The organism is Sanguibacter gelidistatuariae (assembly GCF_900096585.1).
GTDB lineage: Bacteria > Actinomycetota > Actinomycetes > Actinomycetales > Cellulomonadaceae > Sanguibacter > Sanguibacter gelidistatuariae.
In genome coordinates this window covers 530,126-548,226 of the sequence record NZ_FMYH01000001.1, presented here as the reverse complement: position 1 = coordinate 548,226, position 18,101 = coordinate 530,126, and the positions used below count along the sequence as shown (strand labels likewise).

The following is an 18,101-nucleotide window of genomic DNA, read 5'->3' as shown; positions in this document are numbered from 1 at the left end:
CTGGTGGGACGCCCCTGTCTTGGGCATTCTGCTACCCCGGAGCTGTCCATGCCTTCACCCTCCATGCCCATCGACCGGCCGGACCGATCGGCCCGGCGGCGCCGGTCGTTCTCCGTGCTCACCGCGCTCTCCATGCTCCTCGCACTTGTCTTCGCGGGTCTGGTTCCAGCCACCGCGTACGCCGCGAACGCCGCGAAGCTCACGATCGACAAGACAAGCACGACGACGCGGATCAAGCCCGGCGACTCGATGACCTGGAAGGTCGAGGTCAGCTGCTCGAGCTTGGACATCATGTGCGAGGACGTCATCGTCCAGGACACGGTCCCCGCGCCGCTCGTGTACGTCTCGCACACGATCACCAACCTCAAGAACCCGGCCGTCGTCACAGTCGCGGACAACGGCCTCACCGTCGCGCTGAAGGAGACCGATCCACGGTTCCCCGGGAAGGTCGGCCTGCCCGCCGGGCAGGAGATCACGATCACGATCACCGCGAAGATGCCGGAATCGACGAACGTGTCGTGGAACGGCGTGGACGTGACCAACACCGCGAAGATCTCCTCGACCCACGAGACCGAGGAGGAGTCGAGCCAGACGGTCGTCCCGGACATCACCGAGACCCCGGGTGTCGAGGTCGGGAAGTCGTGGAGATCACCGAGCCAGACGGCCGGGTCCCCGGACACCAACACCGTCACCCTCACACTCCGCAACACCTCCAACATCGCGGCGACCTCGTTGTCCGTCACCGACCCGAAGGCCGATACGCCCAACCCCTTCGACGCCGTCGCGCTGACCGCACTGGGTGCGGTCGTGTTCCCGCAGGGCGCCGACCGCGTCTCGGTCACCGTCACCACGCCCAGCGGACCCGTCACCTCCGGCCCGTCCGCAACGGCGTCGCTGCCCGCCGGCATCACGCTCTCCGAGGTCACCGGTATCAGCTTCGAGTTCACCTCGAGCACAGGCGCCACCCTCACCGCCGACGGCACACAGGGTTCGGTCGAGGTCTTGGTCACCCAGCGCCTGCCGATCGACCCGAGCGTGACGAAGGTCGACAACACCGCGACCGCGACCGTCGTGACCAAGGCGGGTGAGGCCATGAAGGACGCCTCCGCCTCCTTCACGATCCAGCCGCTCAAGGTGAGCGTCGCCGCGGGCAAGTCCTTCTCCCCGTCGACGATCACGGCCGGGTCCACGAGCATCGTGCGCCTCACCGCCACCAACACCTCGAACCAGCCGCTGTCGTCTATGACGATCACGGAACCCTCCGCCACGGGGGCCAACCCCTTCGGAGCCGACAAGCTCACCTTCGTCAACTTCGGGGCCACCGCCAGCGCCTCCGGCGCGAGCACCACAACCTGGCCAGCGGGCGCGACCGCGGCCACAGTCACCTTCAAGTACTCCGACGCGGGCCCTGCGGCCACCGCCGTGCAGGTGGCGCCCGGCGACTCGTGGCCCGTACCGGCCATAGGCCGTCCGGTGTCCGGGTTCACCGTCACCTACACCGGTGACATCGCAGTCGGCGCCAAGGCCGAGGTGCCCTTCCTCGTGAGCACCAGCCCGGGCACGACCACACCGGGCACCACGATCGCCCAGACCACGATCCCGAACGAAGTCCAGGTGGACGGAGTCGCCGCGGGGACCTCGGCCGCGCCGGCGAAGGTCACGGCCACGCTCACCGTCCGCGAGCGCAAGGTCACCACCTCGGTGTCCAAGACGCTCTCGCCGTCCGTCATCACCGGCGTGGTCGGCCAGGAGCTGCTCGCGACCCTGTCAGCTGCGGTGAACGAGTCCACCGTGCCCGTCCACACCCTCGTCCTCGAAGACCAGGCCAACACCCCCGAGGGCAGCAACCTCTGGGGACCGTTCGTGGCCACCAGCGTGGCGCGCGTCGAGGTCCCCGCGGGGGCGACGCTGCGGATCGAGAAGACCGACGGACCCATCGGGTCCGGCACCGAGATCACGACCGTCCCCGGCCCCATGACGGTCTATGACAACGCGCTCCCCACCGGTCTCGACGGCGTGCGCTTCGTCCTGACGACCACCGACCCGGCCGGATTCAAGAATGGTCAGACCCTGACCGCGAAGATCCTCCTCACGCGGGTCACTGCGGGCACCGAGGATGGCACCATCACGAACGTGGCGACGTCGCAGGGCTTCGGCACGCTGGACACGATCGGTGAGGTCGTCCAGGACGACGACACGATCACGACCGGCCCCGGCACCACCGCGACCGACATCCGCTCGGTCGAGGCGACGAAGACGATCTCCGACTACCTCGTCATCCCCGCAGACGGTGCGCCCGCCCCGACGACCATGATGACGTTCAGCGTCAAGAACACCTCGGGGATCCGGGTGCCCTCGCTCCAGCTCGTCGATCCGGCTCCAAGCACAGATCCGGCCACGTCGAGCTTCGAGTTCGTCGACATCCAGAAGATCTCCGCGATCAGCATCCCGGTCGGCTACGACCCGACCACGACGAGCGTCGTCGTGCACGGGGCCGCCGGGGCGCTGTTCACCTTCACCGGAGCAACCGCGGTGACCCAGGCGCTGGCCCTGACCTCCTCCCAGCTCGCGAACGCGACGGGGATCTCGGTGACGTCCGGGGGAAGGCTCATCGAGAACAGCGTCCTCGAGGTGAAGATCCTCACCTCGCTGCGCACCCACACCCGGACCGCCGGGACTCCGATCACGAGCACGACCGACATCACCAACGTCGTCCTCGGGACGATCGTCGCCGGCCCCGGAGACGAAGACAGCGACACGACGACCATCTACCCGGCCGACAAGCAGCCGCTCGCCATGTCCGTAGCCAAGCGCCTCGACCCTTCGACCGGAACCTTGCGCAGCGCCGACCCGGACCGGGTCGTCAACGTGCATCTCACCGGGACGGTCGACGAAGGACGACCCACGACTCTCACGATCACCGATGACACCACCACATTCTGGAACGCCTTCACCTTCGCCAAGGTGACCGCGGTCCGCGGCGGGAGCAACAGCGCCACACGGGGCCACCTGGAGTTCCTCGTCGGCTCCGACTGGTTCCCCGGAGCGCCGTTCACCATCCCGACCGGGGCCGGATCGGTGCCGCCCGAGGCTGCCGCCCTGCCCACCGGGGTCTCCCCCGAGACGGTCGTCGGCATCCGCCTCGTCGCGGCCACGACGGACGGGTCGACCCTGCCCGGTGGCGTCTCGGATTCGTCGACAACCGGATACCACCTGAAGTTCGCGGTCTCTCCACGCCTCGAGCTGCGCAGCGGCGGTGAGGTCTCCACCACGGCCAGTGCCACCGCCAACGCCGGCGAGACCACGCCGGGCACCGTGACGAACGTCGTCTCGGGCTCGCTCGTCGCGACCGGCCGCACGGTCGACGCCGCACCGAAGACCGCGACCTACACGGTCACCCCCGGGACGATCGGGGCAGAGGTCTCCAAGACCTCTTCCACCTCCGCGTCCCAGCCGGGTGCGCGGATCGACTTCACGCTCACCGTGAAGAACTCCGGGACGACGGTCATGACGAACCCCGTCTTCACCGACAACCTGCCCCACGACGTCGCCGGTGCGCAGATCACCTATGACCCGATCCACTACGAGTCCGCGACCTTCGCCGCGACGCCGGCGACGGCGTCGATCACCACGGACCCGAGCAAGGTGACCGTCGAGACGTCACCGGACGGGCAGGCCATCACGATCTCCTTCCCCGAGGGCACGGTGCTCCTGCCCGGTGAGACGTACTCAGTCACGCTGCCGATGCGGATCCGGGCGGGGGTCGCCGGTGGCACGTCGGTGACCAACGAGTTCCACTTCACGGCCGACGCCGGTGTCAGCTTCACGGACACGGTCACCGTCGCCGTCCTCGCGGGCGAGTCCTATCTGCGGATCAAGGACGTTCAGGAAGACGTGCCCGACGGCGGCACAGCCACGGGTGTCATCAAGACCAACCCGCTGGACCCCACGGACTGCGTGAACGACGGCGGCTTCTTCCGGGTGCCATGCCTCGTGCTCACCCAGCCGGGTGGGACCGAGACCTGGCGTCTGCGGGTCTCCAACACCGGGAACCTCCCGGCCACGACGCTGACGATCGTCGACGTCTTCCCCTACGCGGGGGACTTCGGCACGTCGAAGGCGCTGAGTTCCATCTCCCGCGGCTCCACCTGGGCGCCGACGTATGTCGGCGACCTCGACCTCTCCCAGGTCCCGGCCGGCACCACGACGACGACCGAGTACCTCGTGGGAGATCAGACCTGCGTCTTCACCGGAGTCCCCAAGTCTGCGGACCCCTTCGGTCCGGGCTGTGAAGCGTCGGTCTGGACCACGGTCCTTCCGGCGGACCTCACCACGGTCAAGGGCCTCAAGCTGACCTTCGACTTCGCTGACGCGCTCCAGCCCGGCGAGGGCATCCAGGCCACGTTCCGCACCCGGTCCGGGACGAGCCTTCCGCCCGAGGCACCCGAGCTGAATGCCCCCGCGTGGAACTCCATGGTGGTCTTCGTGACGACCGACCACAACGGGGTGCTCGAGTACGGGACCCTCGAGCCGAACAAGGCCGGTATCGCGTTCACCCAGAAGTACGCCGTCGGCGACCGCGTCTGGATCGACGCCGACAAGGACGGGCTCCAGGGTCCGGACGAGGAGGGACTGGCCGGCGTCGATGTGGCGCTGTACCGCGTGAACGGTGATGGTTCGTCCACGCTCGTCTCGACCACGCAGACCGACGCAGCCGGCGACTATGTCTTCGACCTGCTGCCCGCCGGGGACTACTTCGTGGAGTTCACGCTGACTCCCGAGCAGAAGGAGCGCTACACGTTCACGACGCGCCACGCCGTGAGCGCCGACCCGGAGGTCGACTCCGCGGTCTACGACTCCGATGCGGGCCCGGACGGCCGCAGCCAGGTCTTCACGCTCGGAGCCGCCTCGGCCGACCTGCCCCACATGGTCGCCGGGACCGACTACTCCAAGCGTGCGCTGAGGGCTGGGTTCATCGACCCGACCCTCGACGCCGGCGTCGTTCTCCGCCCCGAGGAGGAGAAGCCGGTCGTCACGCCTGACCCGAAGCCGACGCCCACTCCCACGCCGGCACCGACGCTCCCGAACACCGGCGGGGGGACTGCCGTTCCCCCGCCTGCGGTCACCCCGTCGGGTACCCCGACGCTGCCGCTCACCGGATCGGACGTCGCGGGGATCATCGCGCTCGGCGCCGCTCTCCTGGCGGGTGGAGCGGCCCTCGTGGTGCTGACCCGACGGCGCCGCAGCATGCGCTGAACACAGACCCGCATGCGGGCTGACCTCCGCACGCGAGAGACGCAGGGCCCCGAGGAGATCCTCTTCGGGGCCCTGCGTCGTCCTGCAGCGCTTCGCGGCGAGCCCACGTCGCTCGACAGTGGTACGGACCGCTAAAATTCTGATCGACACGTGCATCCCCAAGACGTCGCGCAGCAACGACGCCCGCACGTCCTCGATCGACAGGCGATCCATGCCCGACCACGCGTTCACGCTCGGCCCGGGCCACCCCACGCCGGAAATCCCCCACGTCCCCGAGCCGTACGTGATCCGCCCCAGGGTCCGCCGGGTGCTCGACGCAGCGCACCGGATGACGGTCCTGCGCGCGCCCCTGGGTTTCGGCAAGACCGCCGCGATCACCTCGTGGCTGGGCGACACGCACCAGAGCCGCGCTCTGGCGTGGCACGGCCTGCGCGCCCCACCCGTCTCATCGCTCTCCTTCTGGGTCGCCCTCGCCACAGACCTCAGCGCATGCCTCACCCCCGGCCGACCTCCAGCCACCACGTACGACGACGTGTGCGACCTGGTCGCCGCGCTCACCGCTCCCCTGCTCATCGTCATCGACGGGCTGGAGGCCGCGGAAAGCACTCCGACAAGCGATCCGTCCCCGGTCGGGGCGATCGTCACCGAGATCGTCGACCTCCTCCGTTCTTCGCCCCACCTGCAGGTCGTGATCTCCTGCCGGCCCTACGGACCGCTCGCGATGGACGCGCTCTTCGGTCCGGACGCCCAGATCCTCGACTCCGCGGAGCTCGCCCTGAGCGAGGAGGACACCCTCGAACTCGCCGCGGCAGCTGGCGTCCCGCTCACCCCAGCCCAGGCCCACCACCTGCACAGCAGGCTCTGGGGGTGGCCGGTCCTGACCCGCACCGTAATCGACCGTGTCGCGTCCTCGGGAACCGGATACACCGAGACCAGCTGGGAGGTCGCGGGTGGCTACCTGGCCGCGTTGGACACCCAGCGTGTGGACCCCGAGGTGGGCCACTTCATCCGTCAGGTCAGCATCCTCGACCCGCTCACCGGTCCGCTCGCGCGCCGTCTCACCGGGTCGCCCTTCGCCGGTCGGGCGCTCGCCGACCTCGAGCGCTCCGGTCTCACGCGGTCTCGCCTGCATGACGGCGAACGGCACTACACGCTGTTGCCCGCCGTCGTGCACGCGATCCGGGTGCGCCCGGCTGCCGCCGCCGAGCATGCCCCCGCCCACCGCCATGCGGCGAAGATGTTTCGGAACCTGCCCGAGCATGCCCTCCGGCACTCCGTCCTCGCCCAGGACTGGGACCTGGTCGTCTCGATCGCCGAGGAGCAGACCGTGCCGCTGGTCCTGGACCATCCCCGGGGGCTGCTCGGCGCGCTCGCCGCCGTCCCTGCGCCCGAGCTCCGGGGCCACCTGGGCCTGGTGCGGCTCCGAGACGTGCTGGCCCGCTTCGACGACGACGTCTTCGACCGTCCGACGACGCTGCCTCTCCCGGGCGAGGTCCTCGACCCGCCGACCCTGCGCCGCGCCCTGACCATGGCGACCGCCCAGATCCTCGCGCTGCGGGCCTGCCACCACGACGTCGCCGCCGCCGACCTGGTGACCCGGTGCGCCCAGGCGCTGCTCGGGCCTGGGGACCCGCTCGGGGCAGGGGCTGCGCTGCCGCTCTTCCTGCTGCACGCCGGGATCGCGCGGTGCTTGGTCGGCGACCTCGGGGCAGCGATCACGGACTTCGAGGAGTGCCTCGAACGCAGCAGCACCGCGATGGAGCCCCTGGCACGGGCGGCGGCGGAGTACAGCGCGCTCGCGCAGGCGTTGTGCGGTGACCTCTCGGGGGCACGGCGGATGCTCGAGCGGTCGCGCGGGTTCTCCCGCGCGCTGGTGACCCTCGAGCTCGTCGACGACCGGCTCGACCGCCTGGTCGGTGCGCTGATCGCGTTGGATGAGCTCGACCTCGAGGAGGCTCGACGGCTGCTCCCGTCCCCGGACCCGAGGCGCCAGGTCGGTGTTCCACCGGCGTGGTTCGTCGACGAGTACGTCCGAGCACACCTGCGGGTGCTCAGCGGAGACTTGTTCTCCGCGACGACCGGCCTGAGCCGCGCGCTGCACGACCGTCGCACGAGCCTCGGGCGGGGCACACTGTCCTCGGAGATGCTCACGGCCACGGCGGCGACCATCAACGTGTGGGGCGGCAACGCCACCCGGGCGAAGAACTTCCTCGGCGCCGTCCCCCCGGGCGAGCTGGTCAACGCGGTGCATGCGGACGTCGCCCTCCAGGTGGGCGACGTCGAGGGCGCGCTGGCGATCGCGGACACGGCTCTGGCCGGGGAGACGATGCCGGACCGGCTCCGGGTCGAGATGCTGCTCACCCGCACCGTGGCGCGTGACCGTCAGGGTCACCGGTTCGGGGCCGCGGCGGACCTGCGGGAGGCGATCACCCTGGCCGACCCGCTCCTGCTCCGCCCGTTCCTGGCAGTGCCCAGGGCACTGCTCGAGGAGATGGTGACGCGGGTGCCGGAGGCGTCCGTGCTGCTGGCCCGGCTCGAGTCCGCCGGGATCACCCTCACCCTGGTCGAGCACCAGCTGATGGTCTCCCTGGCCGCCGACGAGCAGGATCTGCTGCGCGCCCTCGACGCCGGGGCCAGGATCGACACCATCGCCAGGTCCTTGGGGATCCCCGCGACCGACGCCGTCGTCGTCGTCGAGAACCTGTTCCGGTCCCTCGGTGTCCACGACCGCCTGGGCGCCATCGCCGCCGGCCACATGCTCGGCTACCTGGGCGTCCCCGGAACCTGACCCCACACCGCCCAGCTAGCCAGCCGCCGAGCTGGGCGACCGGCGGGCGCGCGGCTGGCGACTCGCGGGCGCGCGGCTGGCGGCTGGCGGGCGGCGGCTGGCGGCTGGCGGGCGGCGGCTGGCGGGCGCCGCCGAGCGATCGCTGAGTGCGGCCAAACGGCTGGCCGGCGTCCGGTTTATCCAGCCATTCGGCCGCACTCAGCGGGGGGGCTGGGTCGGGTGGGCGCCATGCGGGCTCCCGTACACTCATCGCCATGACCCGGTCCTTGCGTGATGATGCGGGTCTGGGGGCATGGCGGCGCGAGCCGAGGACCGTGGTGCGCCAGGCGACGACCGTGCCGGGGGGCACGCCGGCATCGTTCGTCATCCGCGCCGAGTCGGAGACACCCAAGGTTCCGATGGAGTGGGAACCACATTCGCATCCGATGCACGAGCTGGTGTGGGTGCGCGGCGGGACGCTGACGGCCCGCGTCGGGGATCGTGTCTTCACCGTGTCGGAGGGCTGCGGCCTGTGGCTGCCCGCCGGTGCGGTGCACGCGGGGCGGCTGACGGCGAGGGTCGAGTTCTTCGCCGCCGTCTTCGCTCCCGAGAGCACACCCGTCGTGTTCGACGGGCCGACGATCATCGAGATGACGCCCGTACTTGAGTCGTTGCTGAGCCATCTGGCTCGCACGGATCTCGACGCGGCGGCCCGATCCCGGGCGGAATCCGTCGTCTTCGACGTGCTGCAGCCGTCGAAGCGGCAGCTCGCACTGCAGCTCCCGGGTGACGCCGGTATCGACACGATCGCCGAAGCCCTGCTGGACGATCCCGCCGACGACCGCTCCCTGGACGAGTGGGCTCAGGCCCTGGGCGTCAGCGGGCGCACGATCACGCGCGCGTTCCGCCGCTCGACCGGTCTGTCGTTCGTGCAGTGGCGCCAGGCGTTGCGCATGCACCGTGCGCTGACGTTGCTCTCGGAGGGCTGCGACGTGCAGACCATCTCCGAACGGATCGGCTATGCGCAGCCCAGCTCGTTCATCGCGGCCTTTCGACAAGTCATGGGGACCACACCGGGCGCCTTCCTCGGCACCCCACGGGCACGCCCGCCAGTGTCCGAAAACCCGTAGCAACTGTCTCCAGATCAGGATTGCAGACGCCCGACCACGGGGTCTATTGTCACTAAGGCAAGGCAGTCCTAACCTCTCGCGCAGCGCGTGCGGTCAAGCCAGGACTCCGACAGAACCCGGCGGCATGTTCCGCCAGCTTCGTCCGGACACGTGCCACGCCCGCCCCTTTCCGCTCTGACACAGGCCTGGTCATGCTCTCGACACTCCTTCTGCGCGCCGATCCGCGCACGGCCTCCCCTGCCCCATTCCGTGCGGGCACAGACGCCACCGGTCCCGCATGACGACGGCAGCCTCTCTCACCGGAGAGCAGCTGGTGCTGCGGTACGGCAAGCACACCGTGGTCCACGGTGTCTCGGCGACGCTGATGCCCGGCCGGGTGACCGCCTTGGTCGGCCCGAACGGCAGCGGTAAGTCGACACTGCTCCGTTCGCTGGCTCGGCTCCATCGCGCGGACGAGGGACACGTGACCCTGGGCGCACGCGACGGGCAGAAGGCGCGTCCGGCGTCCCTGCTCAGCGCGCGCGAGTTCGCTCGGGAGGTCACGTTGTTCGCCCAGTCCCGGCCCGCGCCACAAGGTCTCGCGGTGAGCGAGGTCGTCGCGTTCGGACGCCACCCGTACCGGCGTGGTTTTGCCGGGTTGTCCGCACAGGATCGGCGCGCGATCGATCATGCGATGGCTGCGACCGGGGTGACCGGCATGGCGGACCGTGCCGTCGGAGAGCTTTCCGGCGGTGAGGTCCAGCGTGTGTGGCTCGCCGCCTGCCTGGCGCAGGAGACCGGGGTGATCCTCCTGGACGAACCGACGAACCACCTCGACATGCGCTATCAGATCGAGACCCTCGACCTGGTGCGTGACCTCGCCGACGAGCACGGCGTCGCCGTCGGGATCGTGCTGCACGACCTCGACCACGCGGCGCGTGTCGCGGACACGCTCCTGCTGATGGCCGCCGGTCGCATCCACGCCGCGGGCAGCCCGGTCGAGACCCTCACCGCGAAGAACATCAGCGAGGTCTATGACATACCGGTCGAGGTCAGCCTCGACCCTCGGACGAATCGCCTCCGCATCGATCCCGTCGGGCGACATCCCGCCCGCACCTGAATCCTCACCTCTCTCCTCACGGCCCTGATGAAAGGACCCTTCATGATCCGCGTCCACACGTTCGCAACCGCAGCCGCGACGCTTGCTGTCGCCACCCTCACCCTCACCGCCTGCGGCACGACCACTGTCGCCGAGGCGGGCCCCGATGCCGCCACCACGCCGTCGTCGGAGAGCTGCGCAGCGGACACGACGACGACGTCGACGGCCCCGGTGTCCATGACGGACGGCGTCGGCCGCACGGTCGAGCTCGACAAGCCCGCAGAGCGGATCGTGGTTCTGGAATGGCAGCAGATCGAGGACGCGCTCACGCTGTGCGTCACGCCCGTCGGGGTGTCTGACGCCGAGGGGTACGCCACCTATGTGAGCGCGGAGACGATCCCCGAGGGGGTCGTCGATGTCGGCACCCGTGGTGAGCCTGACCTGGACACCCTCTACGCCACGAACCCGGATCTCATCATCGTGGAGGCGTTCAGCGCCGACGACGAGCTCATCGCCCAGCTGGAGAAGCGCGGCGTGCCCGTGCTCGCCACCCTTGGTGCCGACGGCGCCGACCCCATCGGGAACATGAAGACCGTGTTCGAGATGATCGGCGAGGCGACGGGCCGCACCGCTCGGGCCGAGGAGGTGCTGCAGGAGTTCGACGCCTACCTGGCCGACGCGAAGGAAAAGGTGACCGCCGCGGCGCTGCCGACGTCAGACTTTCTCTTCTTCGACGGCTGGATCGAGGGCGGCAACGTCACCATCCGCCCGTACGGCAAGGGCGCACTGTTCACCGCGCTCGGCGAAGAGCTCGGCATGACGGCCGCGTGGACGGATGAGATCGATGCGGCCTACGGCAGCGGCGGCGTGGACCCCGCGTACGGACTCGGCCAGACCGACATCGAAGGACTGACCGCCGTCAGCAGCGCCACCCTCTTCTACTCCAACGACGAGGAGGCCGGCAGCTACGTCACCGAGCTCGAGAAGAACCCCATCTGGACTGCGCTCCCGGCCGTGCAGGAAGGACGGGCGTACGCCTTCCCCGCTGGCGTCTGGGGCGCAGGCGGACCGCTCTCGTGCCAGCAGGCCATCGACGCGTACGTTGATGCCCTCCTGAACGGGTGAGCACCCCGGTCCGCGCCGCCACCGAGCAGCGGTCTGTCACCGCACCCGAGCAGCGGCCGGCCACCGATGTCCAGCCCCGCACCAACGCGGGCAGCGCGAGTGGGGTGGCCCTGCTGGCCGCCCTCCTCGTCGCCATCACCCTGACCGGGATGTGGCACCTGACGCAGGGCACCTCCAGCGTCGGGATGTGGGACCTCCTGCGCCTGTTCACGGGAGCCCAGGAGAGCACCGGCGGGGTGCCGGTCAGCAACGTGCTGACCGGCTCCCGCCTGCCGCGCCTGCTCGCAGGGGTGGCGGTGGGCGTCGCGCTCGGTGTCGCCGGGGCGCTGCTGCAGTCCGTCACGAGGAACGTCCTCGCCTCTCCCGACACCCTGGCGGTCACCGCCGGCTCCTACTTCGCGCTCTCGGCCGTCGCCGCCTTCGGCCTCGCCGTGCCGCTCTGGGCGTCGAGCGGTGTCGCCTTCGCCGGCGGCCTGCTCGCGGCCGCGCTCGTGCTCGGGCTCTCCGGCAGCGCGGCGGGGACGGGCACCACGCGGCTCATCCTGGCCGGTTCGGCGACGGCGATGGCTCTGGACGCCGCGACGGCGATGCTGCTGATCTTGTTCAAGGAGAACACGACCGGGCTGTTCGCCTGGGGAAGCGGTTCGCTCAGCCAGCTCAACCTCGACGCGTTCGTGCGGGCGGCGCCGGTCATCGTGGTGGTGCTGTGCGCCGCCCTGGTGCTGAGCCGACGCCTCGACGTGCTCGCACTCGGCGACGACGCCGCGTCGTCCCTCGGCGTCCCGGTCCGTTCGACCCGCGTCGTCGCGGTGGTCTGCGGGGTGCTGCTGACGAGCATCTCGGTGACGCTCGCGGGCCCGATCGCCTTCGTGGGGCTGGGGGCTCCCGTGCTCGCGCGGCTCCTCGCCGGTCGGGTCGGTGCGCTTCGCCGGCACATCTTCCTCGTGCCTGTCTCCGGCTTGCTGGGCGCCCTGCTCATCCTGCTCGCCGACGCCACGCTGCGAGGCATCCTCGGCGCCGAGGGCGCCGCCTCGATCCCCACGGGAATCCCCACCGCCCTGCTGGGCTCCGTCGTGATCGTGATCCTGGCCCTGCGCATGCGCGACTCGGGGTCCACTCGCCAGCCGCCGCACGCTCGGATCGCTCTCCGGTCCCGACGACGGTTCGTCATCGCGGTCACCGTCGCCGCGCTGCTCCTGGCCACGGCGACAGTGATCGGCGTGCTCGCGGGGGGCCTGTGGCTGCGCGTCGGCGACGTCGCGCTCTGGCTCCAGGGCGAGGCTCCCCGCCTCGTCGGGCAGGCTCTCGACGAGAGGATGCCGCGTGTCCTCGCCGCAGTCCTCGCCGGAGCCGCGCTCGGGCTGGCCGGCTGTGTCGTCCAGGGCACAGTCCGCAACCCGCTGGCCGAGCCGGGGGTCCTGGGCATCACGGCCGGCGCCGGGCTGGGTGCGGTGATCGTGGTCACCTCCGGCCTGGACGGCGGCCGGCCGTTGCTCATCGCCATGGCCGTCGCGATGGGGCTGGCCACCTTCGCCCTGATCGCCCTGCTGTCCTGGCGCGGTGGTCTGCTGCCGGACAGGTTCGTCCTGATAGGCATCGGCTGCGGCTACGGCATCAGCGCGGTGACCACGTTCCTGCTGCTGCGCGCCGACCCGTGGAACACTCCCCGCATCCTCACGTGGCTCTCCGGCACGACCTACGGGCGCACACTTCCCGACGTGCTGCCTGTCGCCGTGGGTCTCCTCGTCGCGGTGCCGGTGCTGTTCGGGATGCGACGCCAGCTCGACCTGATGGCCATCGACGAGGACACCCCGCGCATCCTCGGGGTACGGGTGGAGAGCACCCGATTCGTGCTGCTCACCATCGCGGCGGTGCTCGCCGCCCTCAGCGTCGTGGCGATCGGCGCCGTCGGTTTCGTCGGACTCGTCGCACCTCATCTCGCCCGCAGCTTGGTGGGCGCCCGGCACGGTCGCCTGATCCCGGTCTCGATGCTGCTCGGCGGCCTGCTGGTGTCCGTCGCGGACACTCTGGGCCGGACACTCATCTCCCCTGCCCAGCTGCCCGCGGGGCTCATGATCGCCTTGGTCGGCGGCCCCTACTTCGTCTGGTTGCTGCGCCGGACGCGCGAGCAGTAGGGCCTCACCGCAGGAACTCTCGGATGAGGGTGCTGATGAGCTCCGGGCGCTCGGCGACGAGGCCGTGCGAGGTTCCCGGCACGATGCACAGCTGCGCGCCGGGGATCGATGCGGCGATCAGGAGACTGTGGTCGGGGCGGATGGTGTCGCGGTCTCCCGACATCACGAGCACGGGCGACGTGATGCTCGCGAGGTCGCCCGGGTCGATCCTGGGTTCTGAGGTCCAGAGCCGGAACAGCTTGTCGAGCACGACGTCCGCATGCTCGGGGCCGTCGGGCGAGAGCGCGCCGTAGGATGCCCGCTCGACGTCGGGCTCCGGTTCGGCGGGCACCTCGGTCGGCGCCGCCGGCGCCACTGGCTGGAGCATCGGCCCCTGGGTGGCGTCGGTCGAGAACGTGAACCCGGACGGGTCGAGATTCGCGCTGATCGCGACCAACGAACGGACCCGCTCCGGATGCTGCAGGGCAAGCAGCAGGCCGATGATGGCGCCGTCGCTGTAGCCGATCACGTGCACGGAGTCGAGGCCCTGCGCGTCGAGGTAGGCGATCGTGTCGGCGACGCCGCGCGCGTAGCTGAACTCCTCGTCGATGTCGGCGGAGCGTCCATGCCCGGGACGCTCGAAGGCGAACACCCGGTAGTCCGGGACGAGGGCGTCGGACTGCGCTCGGAAGGACTCGAGCGAACAGAAGCCGCCGTGCAGGAGGAGGACGGGGTCGCCCGCGCCGTCGACCTCTGAGTACAGGTCGACGCCGTTGATCCGAAGGTAGGTCATGCCTGCTCCAGCGCCGCGCACATGCGAGCGACGGCCTCGTCGAGGATCGCCCGGCTCGTCGCGAGGTTGATCCGGACATGACCTTCGCCGCCCGCGCCGAAGGGCACGCCCGAGGTGAATGCCACCTGGCCGCGCTTGAGGAAGGCCCGCGACGGGTCGTCGCCGAGCAGATCGCCAGCGGCGGTGCGCACCGCCCGGCAGTCCACCCACGCGAGGTACGTCGCCTGGGCGGGGTGCACCACGGCGTCGGGCAGGCGGCTGGCGAGCAGCCCGGTGAAGTACGCGCGGTTGACGTCGATGCCGGTGAGCACGTCGTCGAGCCAGCCGCGGGCGTGGGTGAGCGCGGCGGCATGGGCGATCGCGGCCAGGTGGCTCGCGCCGTGGTCGGCGATCTCGGCGATGGCCGCAACGTCGGCCACCGCCTCGGGGCCGCCGATCGCGAGCGCGGCCTTGAGTCCGGCCAGGTTCCAGGCCTTGGAGGCCGAGACGACGCTGATCGCGTTCTCCGCGCCCGGGACGGTGACGATCGGGGTGAAGACCGGGCGGCCGAGCTCGCGGGCTGCGGCCGGGGACGTGATCGGGGCGTGGATCTCGTCCGCGACGATGCGCACCCCGTGGCGTCGGGCCAGGTCGGCGAGGCCGACGAGCTCGGCCGGGGTGTGCGCGGTGCCGGTCGGGTTGTGCGGGTTGCACAGCAGGAAGACCGTGGCGCCGACGAACGCCTCGTCCAGGGCCGCGAGGTCGAGTCGGTGGTCGGCCGTGAGCGGCGCGGCGCGCACCACGCGGCCGGTGTCCCGGACGAAGTCGTAGAACGGCGGGTACACCGGGGTGTTCACCACGACCGTGTCTCCCGCCCGGGTGAGCACCTTGAGCACGTCCGTGATGCCGATCATCACGTCGGTCAGCATCCTGGTCTTGCTCGGGTCCAGCTCCCAGCCCCAGCGGTCCGCGGCGAAGCCCGCGAACGCCTCGGCGTAGCCGCGACCGCCGGGGTAGCCGGTGTCGCCGCGACGCAGCGCGTCGGTGACCGCGGCGATCACCGGCTCGGCCTGGGGGACGTCCATCTCGGCGACCCACAAGGGCAGCACATCGGGGCCGTACTGACGCCACTTCTCGCTCGTGCGCGTGCGCAGCTGATCGAGGGAGAGAGTGTCGAAGATGGTCATGTCGGGTTCGGGTGCGCTCACGCCTCGACGGTACCGCGCGGGCCGGGCAGGGGCGGATGCCCGACGCCGGTCACCGCGCCTGGGCGACGCCGCGGGAGCAGAGTAGTGCTCATGGACGCAGCGATCGAGATCAGGGGCCTGTCGAAGGCCTTCGGCAGCACCCAGGCGCTCGACAGCCTCGACCTCACGGTGGCCACGGGCGAGGTGCACGGCTTTCTCGGCCCCAACGGCTCCGGGAAGTCGACCACGATCCGGGTACTCCTCGGTCTTCTCAGCGCGGACGCCGGCGCGGTCTCCCTGCTCGGCGGCGACCCGTGGCGGGACGCCACGACCCTGCACCGCCGCCTGGCCTACGTCCCCGGCGACGTCAGCCTGTGGCCGTCCCTGTCCGGCGGCGAGGTGATCGACCTCATGGGCCGCCTGCGCGGCGGCCTCGATCAGCGACGTCGCGCTGAGCTGCTCGAGCGCTTCGAGCTCGACCCGACCAAGAAGGGACGCACCTATTCCAAGGGCAACAAGCAGAAGGTCGCGATCGTGGCGGCGCTCGCCTCCCAGGTCGAGCTGCTCATCCTCGACGAGCCGAGCTCGGGCCTGGACCCGCTCATGGAGTCCGTGTTCCAGCAGGTCATCGCGGAGGAGAAGGACCGCGGGCGGACGGTCCTGCTGTCCAGCCACATCCTGTCCGAGGTCGAGGCGCTGTGCGACCGGGTGAGCATCGTGCGGGCCGGGCACGTGGTCGAGGCAGGGTCGCTCGCCCAGATGCGACACCTGACCCGCACATCGCTCACCGCGGTGCTCGACGCCGCACCGCCCGGCCTCACCGACCGCGCCGACGTGCACGACCTCGTGGTGACCGCCTCCCCCGGCGGACCGGTCACCGTGCGGGCGGACGTCGACACCGTCTCCCTGGGCCAGGTGCTGACCGTGCTGGCGGGGGCCGGGCTGCAGTCGCTGACCAGCCAGCCGCCGACCCTCGAAGAGCTGTTCCTGCGCCACTACTCCGCCACCCCACGCCCATGACCGGACCCAGCGCGCTGACCGGCACCGGCCCCCTGTTCCGCCTCGCCCTGCGCCTCGACCGGGTGCGGATCGTTGCGTGGATCGCCGCGGTCGTGCTGCTCGTCGCGTCGAGCTACCTCGCCTACGACACCGTCTTCCCCGACGCCGCCGCGACCGCCGAGCTCACGGCGTCCTTCAGCTCGAACACCGCCTTCACCCTCCTGCTCGGTCAGGTCCACGACTTGGCCACCCCGGGCGGCTTCACGGCCTGGCGCTCGATGGGGCTGTCGAGCATCGCGGTGTCCCTCATGGCGATCTTCACGGTCGTGCGCCACACCCGCGCCGAGGAGGACTCCGGCCGGGCCGAGCTCGTGGCCTCCGGCGTCGTGGGGCGCCATGCCGCCCTGGCCGCGGCAGTCCTGCTCGCCGTCGCCGGATGCCTGACCGCCGCGGTCGCCGTCGCCGCCTCGCTCATCGCGTCGAGCGCGCAGGCCGGCGCGGTGCGCGGGGCCGACGTGGCCGGCGCCCTCGCCCTCGGCGCCGCAATCGGCGCGACCGGGGTGGTGTTCGCGGGCGTCGCCGCGGTCACCGCCCAGCTCGGGTCGTTCTCCCGCACCGCGAGCGCCCTCGCCGGAGCGCTGCTCGGGGCGACGTACGTACTGCGCGGGTGGGGCGCCGCGACGTCGGGCATGGAGTGGGTGGAGTGGCTCTCCCCCTTCGGGTGGGGCGAGCAGGTGCTGCCCTACCTGGAGAACCGGTGGGTGCTCCTGGCCCTCCCGGTGGCTGCCACGGTCGTGCTGCTCGCGGTCGCCGGCCGTCTGCTCGCCCGCCGTGACCTGGGCTTCGGGATCGTGGGACAGCGGCCCGGGCGGGCGACCGCGGGGCCGCGGCTCGCCGGGGCGAGCGCCCTGTCGTGGCGGCTGAGCCGCGGCGCGCTTGCCGGCTGGCTGTCCGCATTCGTGCTGCTCGGGGCGCTGTACGGGTCGGTGACCTCCTCGATCGCCGGCGTCTTCAAGGACAACCCGGCGCTCGCGAAGATCCTCCAGCAGGGCGGCGGCAGCACGGACGATCTCACGCTGGCCTTCGTCGGCATGATCTTCACGATCCTGGCACTCGTGGCCACGCTCAACGGCGTGCAGCGGGTGCTCCACGGGCGCACCGAGGAGATCGAGGGGCGCGCCGAGCCGCTGCTCGCCGCGTCGGTGTCCCGCCCGGCCTGGCTGTCCAGCCACGGCCTGGCCGGACTAGTCTCGAGCACCGTCGTCTACGCGGCCGGGGCCCTGGCCTTCGGTGTGGTCACCGCGGTCACGACCGACACGGCGCCCCTGTCCTGGGTGCTGATCGCGGGCCTGCTCGAGCTGCCCGCCATCTGGGTCCTCGTCGGGCTGTGCGTCGCGCTGCTGGGCGCCGCCCCGCGCTTCCTGGCCGCGGTCTGGGTCGTGGTCGGGGCGACGTTCGTGCTCACCCTCTTCGGTCCGGTCTTGGGCCTGCCCGACGCCGTCCTCGACCTCTCAGCCTTCAACAACGTCCCCGACTACCTCACCCAGGGCCTGCACGTGCTCCCGCTGGGGATCCTCACGGCGATCGCCGCCGCCCTCGTCGTGGCCGGCTTCGTCGGGATCCGCCGTCGGGACCTCGATCAGCACTGATGCTCGGCGCACCCGGGGCGGGCC

At 71.0% G+C, this 18,101-nt stretch carries 10 protein-coding genes; 8 read left to right on the top strand and 2 right to left on the bottom strand.

What is annotated here, in order from left to right; translation table 11 throughout:
- Positions 1-48: 48 nt before the first annotated feature.
- The 6 genes from BLQ50_RS02475 (at position 49) to BLQ50_RS02450 (ending at position 13,491) form a co-directional block, all read left to right on the top strand.
- The gene (locus BLQ50_RS02475) at positions 49-5,256 is read left to right on the top strand and encodes an SdrD B-like domain-containing protein (RefSeq protein ID WP_093180941.1); all 5,208 of its coding nucleotides are present in this window, start codon (positions 49-51) and stop codon (positions 5,254-5,256) included.
- A 211-nt stretch (positions 5,257-5,467) separates the two neighbouring features.
- Positions 5,468-8,044: a winged helix-turn-helix domain-containing protein gene (locus BLQ50_RS02470; RefSeq protein WP_093180939.1), complete on the top strand. Its 2,577-nt coding sequence runs from the start codon at positions 5,468-5,470 to the stop codon at positions 8,042-8,044.
- Positions 8,045-8,298: 254 nt separating this feature from the next.
- A complete protein-coding gene (locus BLQ50_RS02465) occupies positions 8,299-9,153 on the top strand; it encodes a helix-turn-helix domain-containing protein (RefSeq protein WP_093180938.1) in 855 nt (284 codons plus the stop codon).
- A 277-nt stretch (positions 9,154-9,430) separates the two neighbouring features.
- Positions 9,431-10,252, top strand: a complete 822-nt coding sequence (locus BLQ50_RS02460) for an ABC transporter ATP-binding protein (RefSeq protein WP_093180936.1) — start codon at positions 9,431-9,433, stop codon at positions 10,250-10,252.
- A gap of 42 nt (positions 10,253-10,294) precedes the next feature.
- Positions 10,295-11,356 carry an iron-siderophore ABC transporter substrate-binding protein gene (locus tag BLQ50_RS02455; RefSeq protein WP_093180934.1) on the top strand — a complete coding sequence of 354 codons (1,062 nt, stop codon included), beginning with the start codon at positions 10,295-10,297 and terminating at the stop codon, positions 11,354-11,356.
- Complete coding sequence (locus BLQ50_RS02450; protein ID WP_093180933.1) at positions 11,353-13,491, top strand: iron ABC transporter permease; 2,139 nt, start codon at positions 11,353-11,355, stop codon at positions 13,489-13,491. Before BLQ50_RS02455 ends, BLQ50_RS02450 begins: the two co-directional genes overlap by 4 nt.
- 4 nt (positions 13,492-13,495) lie before the next feature.
- Here BLQ50_RS02450 and BLQ50_RS02445 read toward each other — a convergent pair whose 3' ends face one another.
- Positions 13,496-14,263: an alpha/beta fold hydrolase gene (locus tag BLQ50_RS02445; RefSeq protein WP_093180931.1), complete on the bottom strand. Its 768-nt coding sequence runs from the start codon at positions 14,261-14,263 to the stop codon at positions 13,496-13,498.
- Positions 14,260-15,450 carry a MalY/PatB family protein gene (locus BLQ50_RS02440; protein WP_342672041.1) on the bottom strand — a complete coding sequence of 397 codons (1,191 nt, stop codon included), beginning with the start codon at positions 15,448-15,450 and terminating at the stop codon, positions 14,260-14,262. The genes BLQ50_RS02445 and BLQ50_RS02440 overlap by 4 nt, the downstream gene beginning before the upstream one ends.
- A 90-nt stretch (positions 15,451-15,540) precedes the next feature.
- Here BLQ50_RS02440 and BLQ50_RS02435 point away from each other — a divergent pair, with 90 nt between their 5' ends.
- Both BLQ50_RS02435 and BLQ50_RS02430 read left to right on the top strand, forming a co-directional pair.
- Positions 15,541-16,449, top strand: a complete 909-nt coding sequence (locus tag BLQ50_RS02435) for an ABC transporter ATP-binding protein (protein ID WP_093181640.1) — start codon at positions 15,541-15,543, stop codon at positions 16,447-16,449.
- Entirely contained in the window at positions 16,446-18,077 is a 1,632-nt protein-coding gene (locus tag BLQ50_RS02430) for an ABC transporter permease (RefSeq protein ID WP_093180927.1), read from the top strand. Before BLQ50_RS02435 ends, BLQ50_RS02430 begins: the two co-directional genes overlap by 4 nt.
- Positions 18,078-18,101: the final 24 nt, after the last annotated feature.

Excerpts from the sequence above, each read along its gene's own strand:
- BLQ50_RS02475 (WP_093180941.1), top strand. The coding sequence starts at position 49 with ATGCCTTCACCCTCCATGCCCATCGACCGGCCGGACCGATCGGCCCGG.
- BLQ50_RS02470 (WP_093180939.1), top strand. The coding sequence starts at position 5,468 with ATGCCCGACCACGCGTTCACGCTCGGCCCGGGCCACCCCACGCCGGAA.
- BLQ50_RS02465 (WP_093180938.1), top strand. The coding sequence starts at position 8,299 with ATGACCCGGTCCTTGCGTGATGATGCGGGTCTGGGGGCATGGCGGCGC.
- BLQ50_RS02460 (WP_093180936.1), top strand. The coding sequence starts at position 9,431 with ATGACGACGGCAGCCTCTCTCACCGGAGAGCAGCTGGTGCTGCGGTAC.
- BLQ50_RS02455 (WP_093180934.1), top strand. The coding sequence starts at position 10,295 with ATGATCCGCGTCCACACGTTCGCAACCGCAGCCGCGACGCTTGCTGTC.
- BLQ50_RS02445 (WP_093180931.1), bottom strand. The coding sequence starts at position 14,263 with ATGACCTACCTTCGGATCAACGGCGTCGACCTGTACTCAGAGGTCGAC.
- BLQ50_RS02435 (WP_093181640.1), top strand. The coding sequence starts at position 15,541 with ATGGACGCAGCGATCGAGATCAGGGGCCTGTCGAAGGCCTTCGGCAGC.
- BLQ50_RS02430 (WP_093180927.1), top strand. The coding sequence starts at position 16,446 with ATGACCGGACCCAGCGCGCTGACCGGCACCGGCCCCCTGTTCCGCCTC.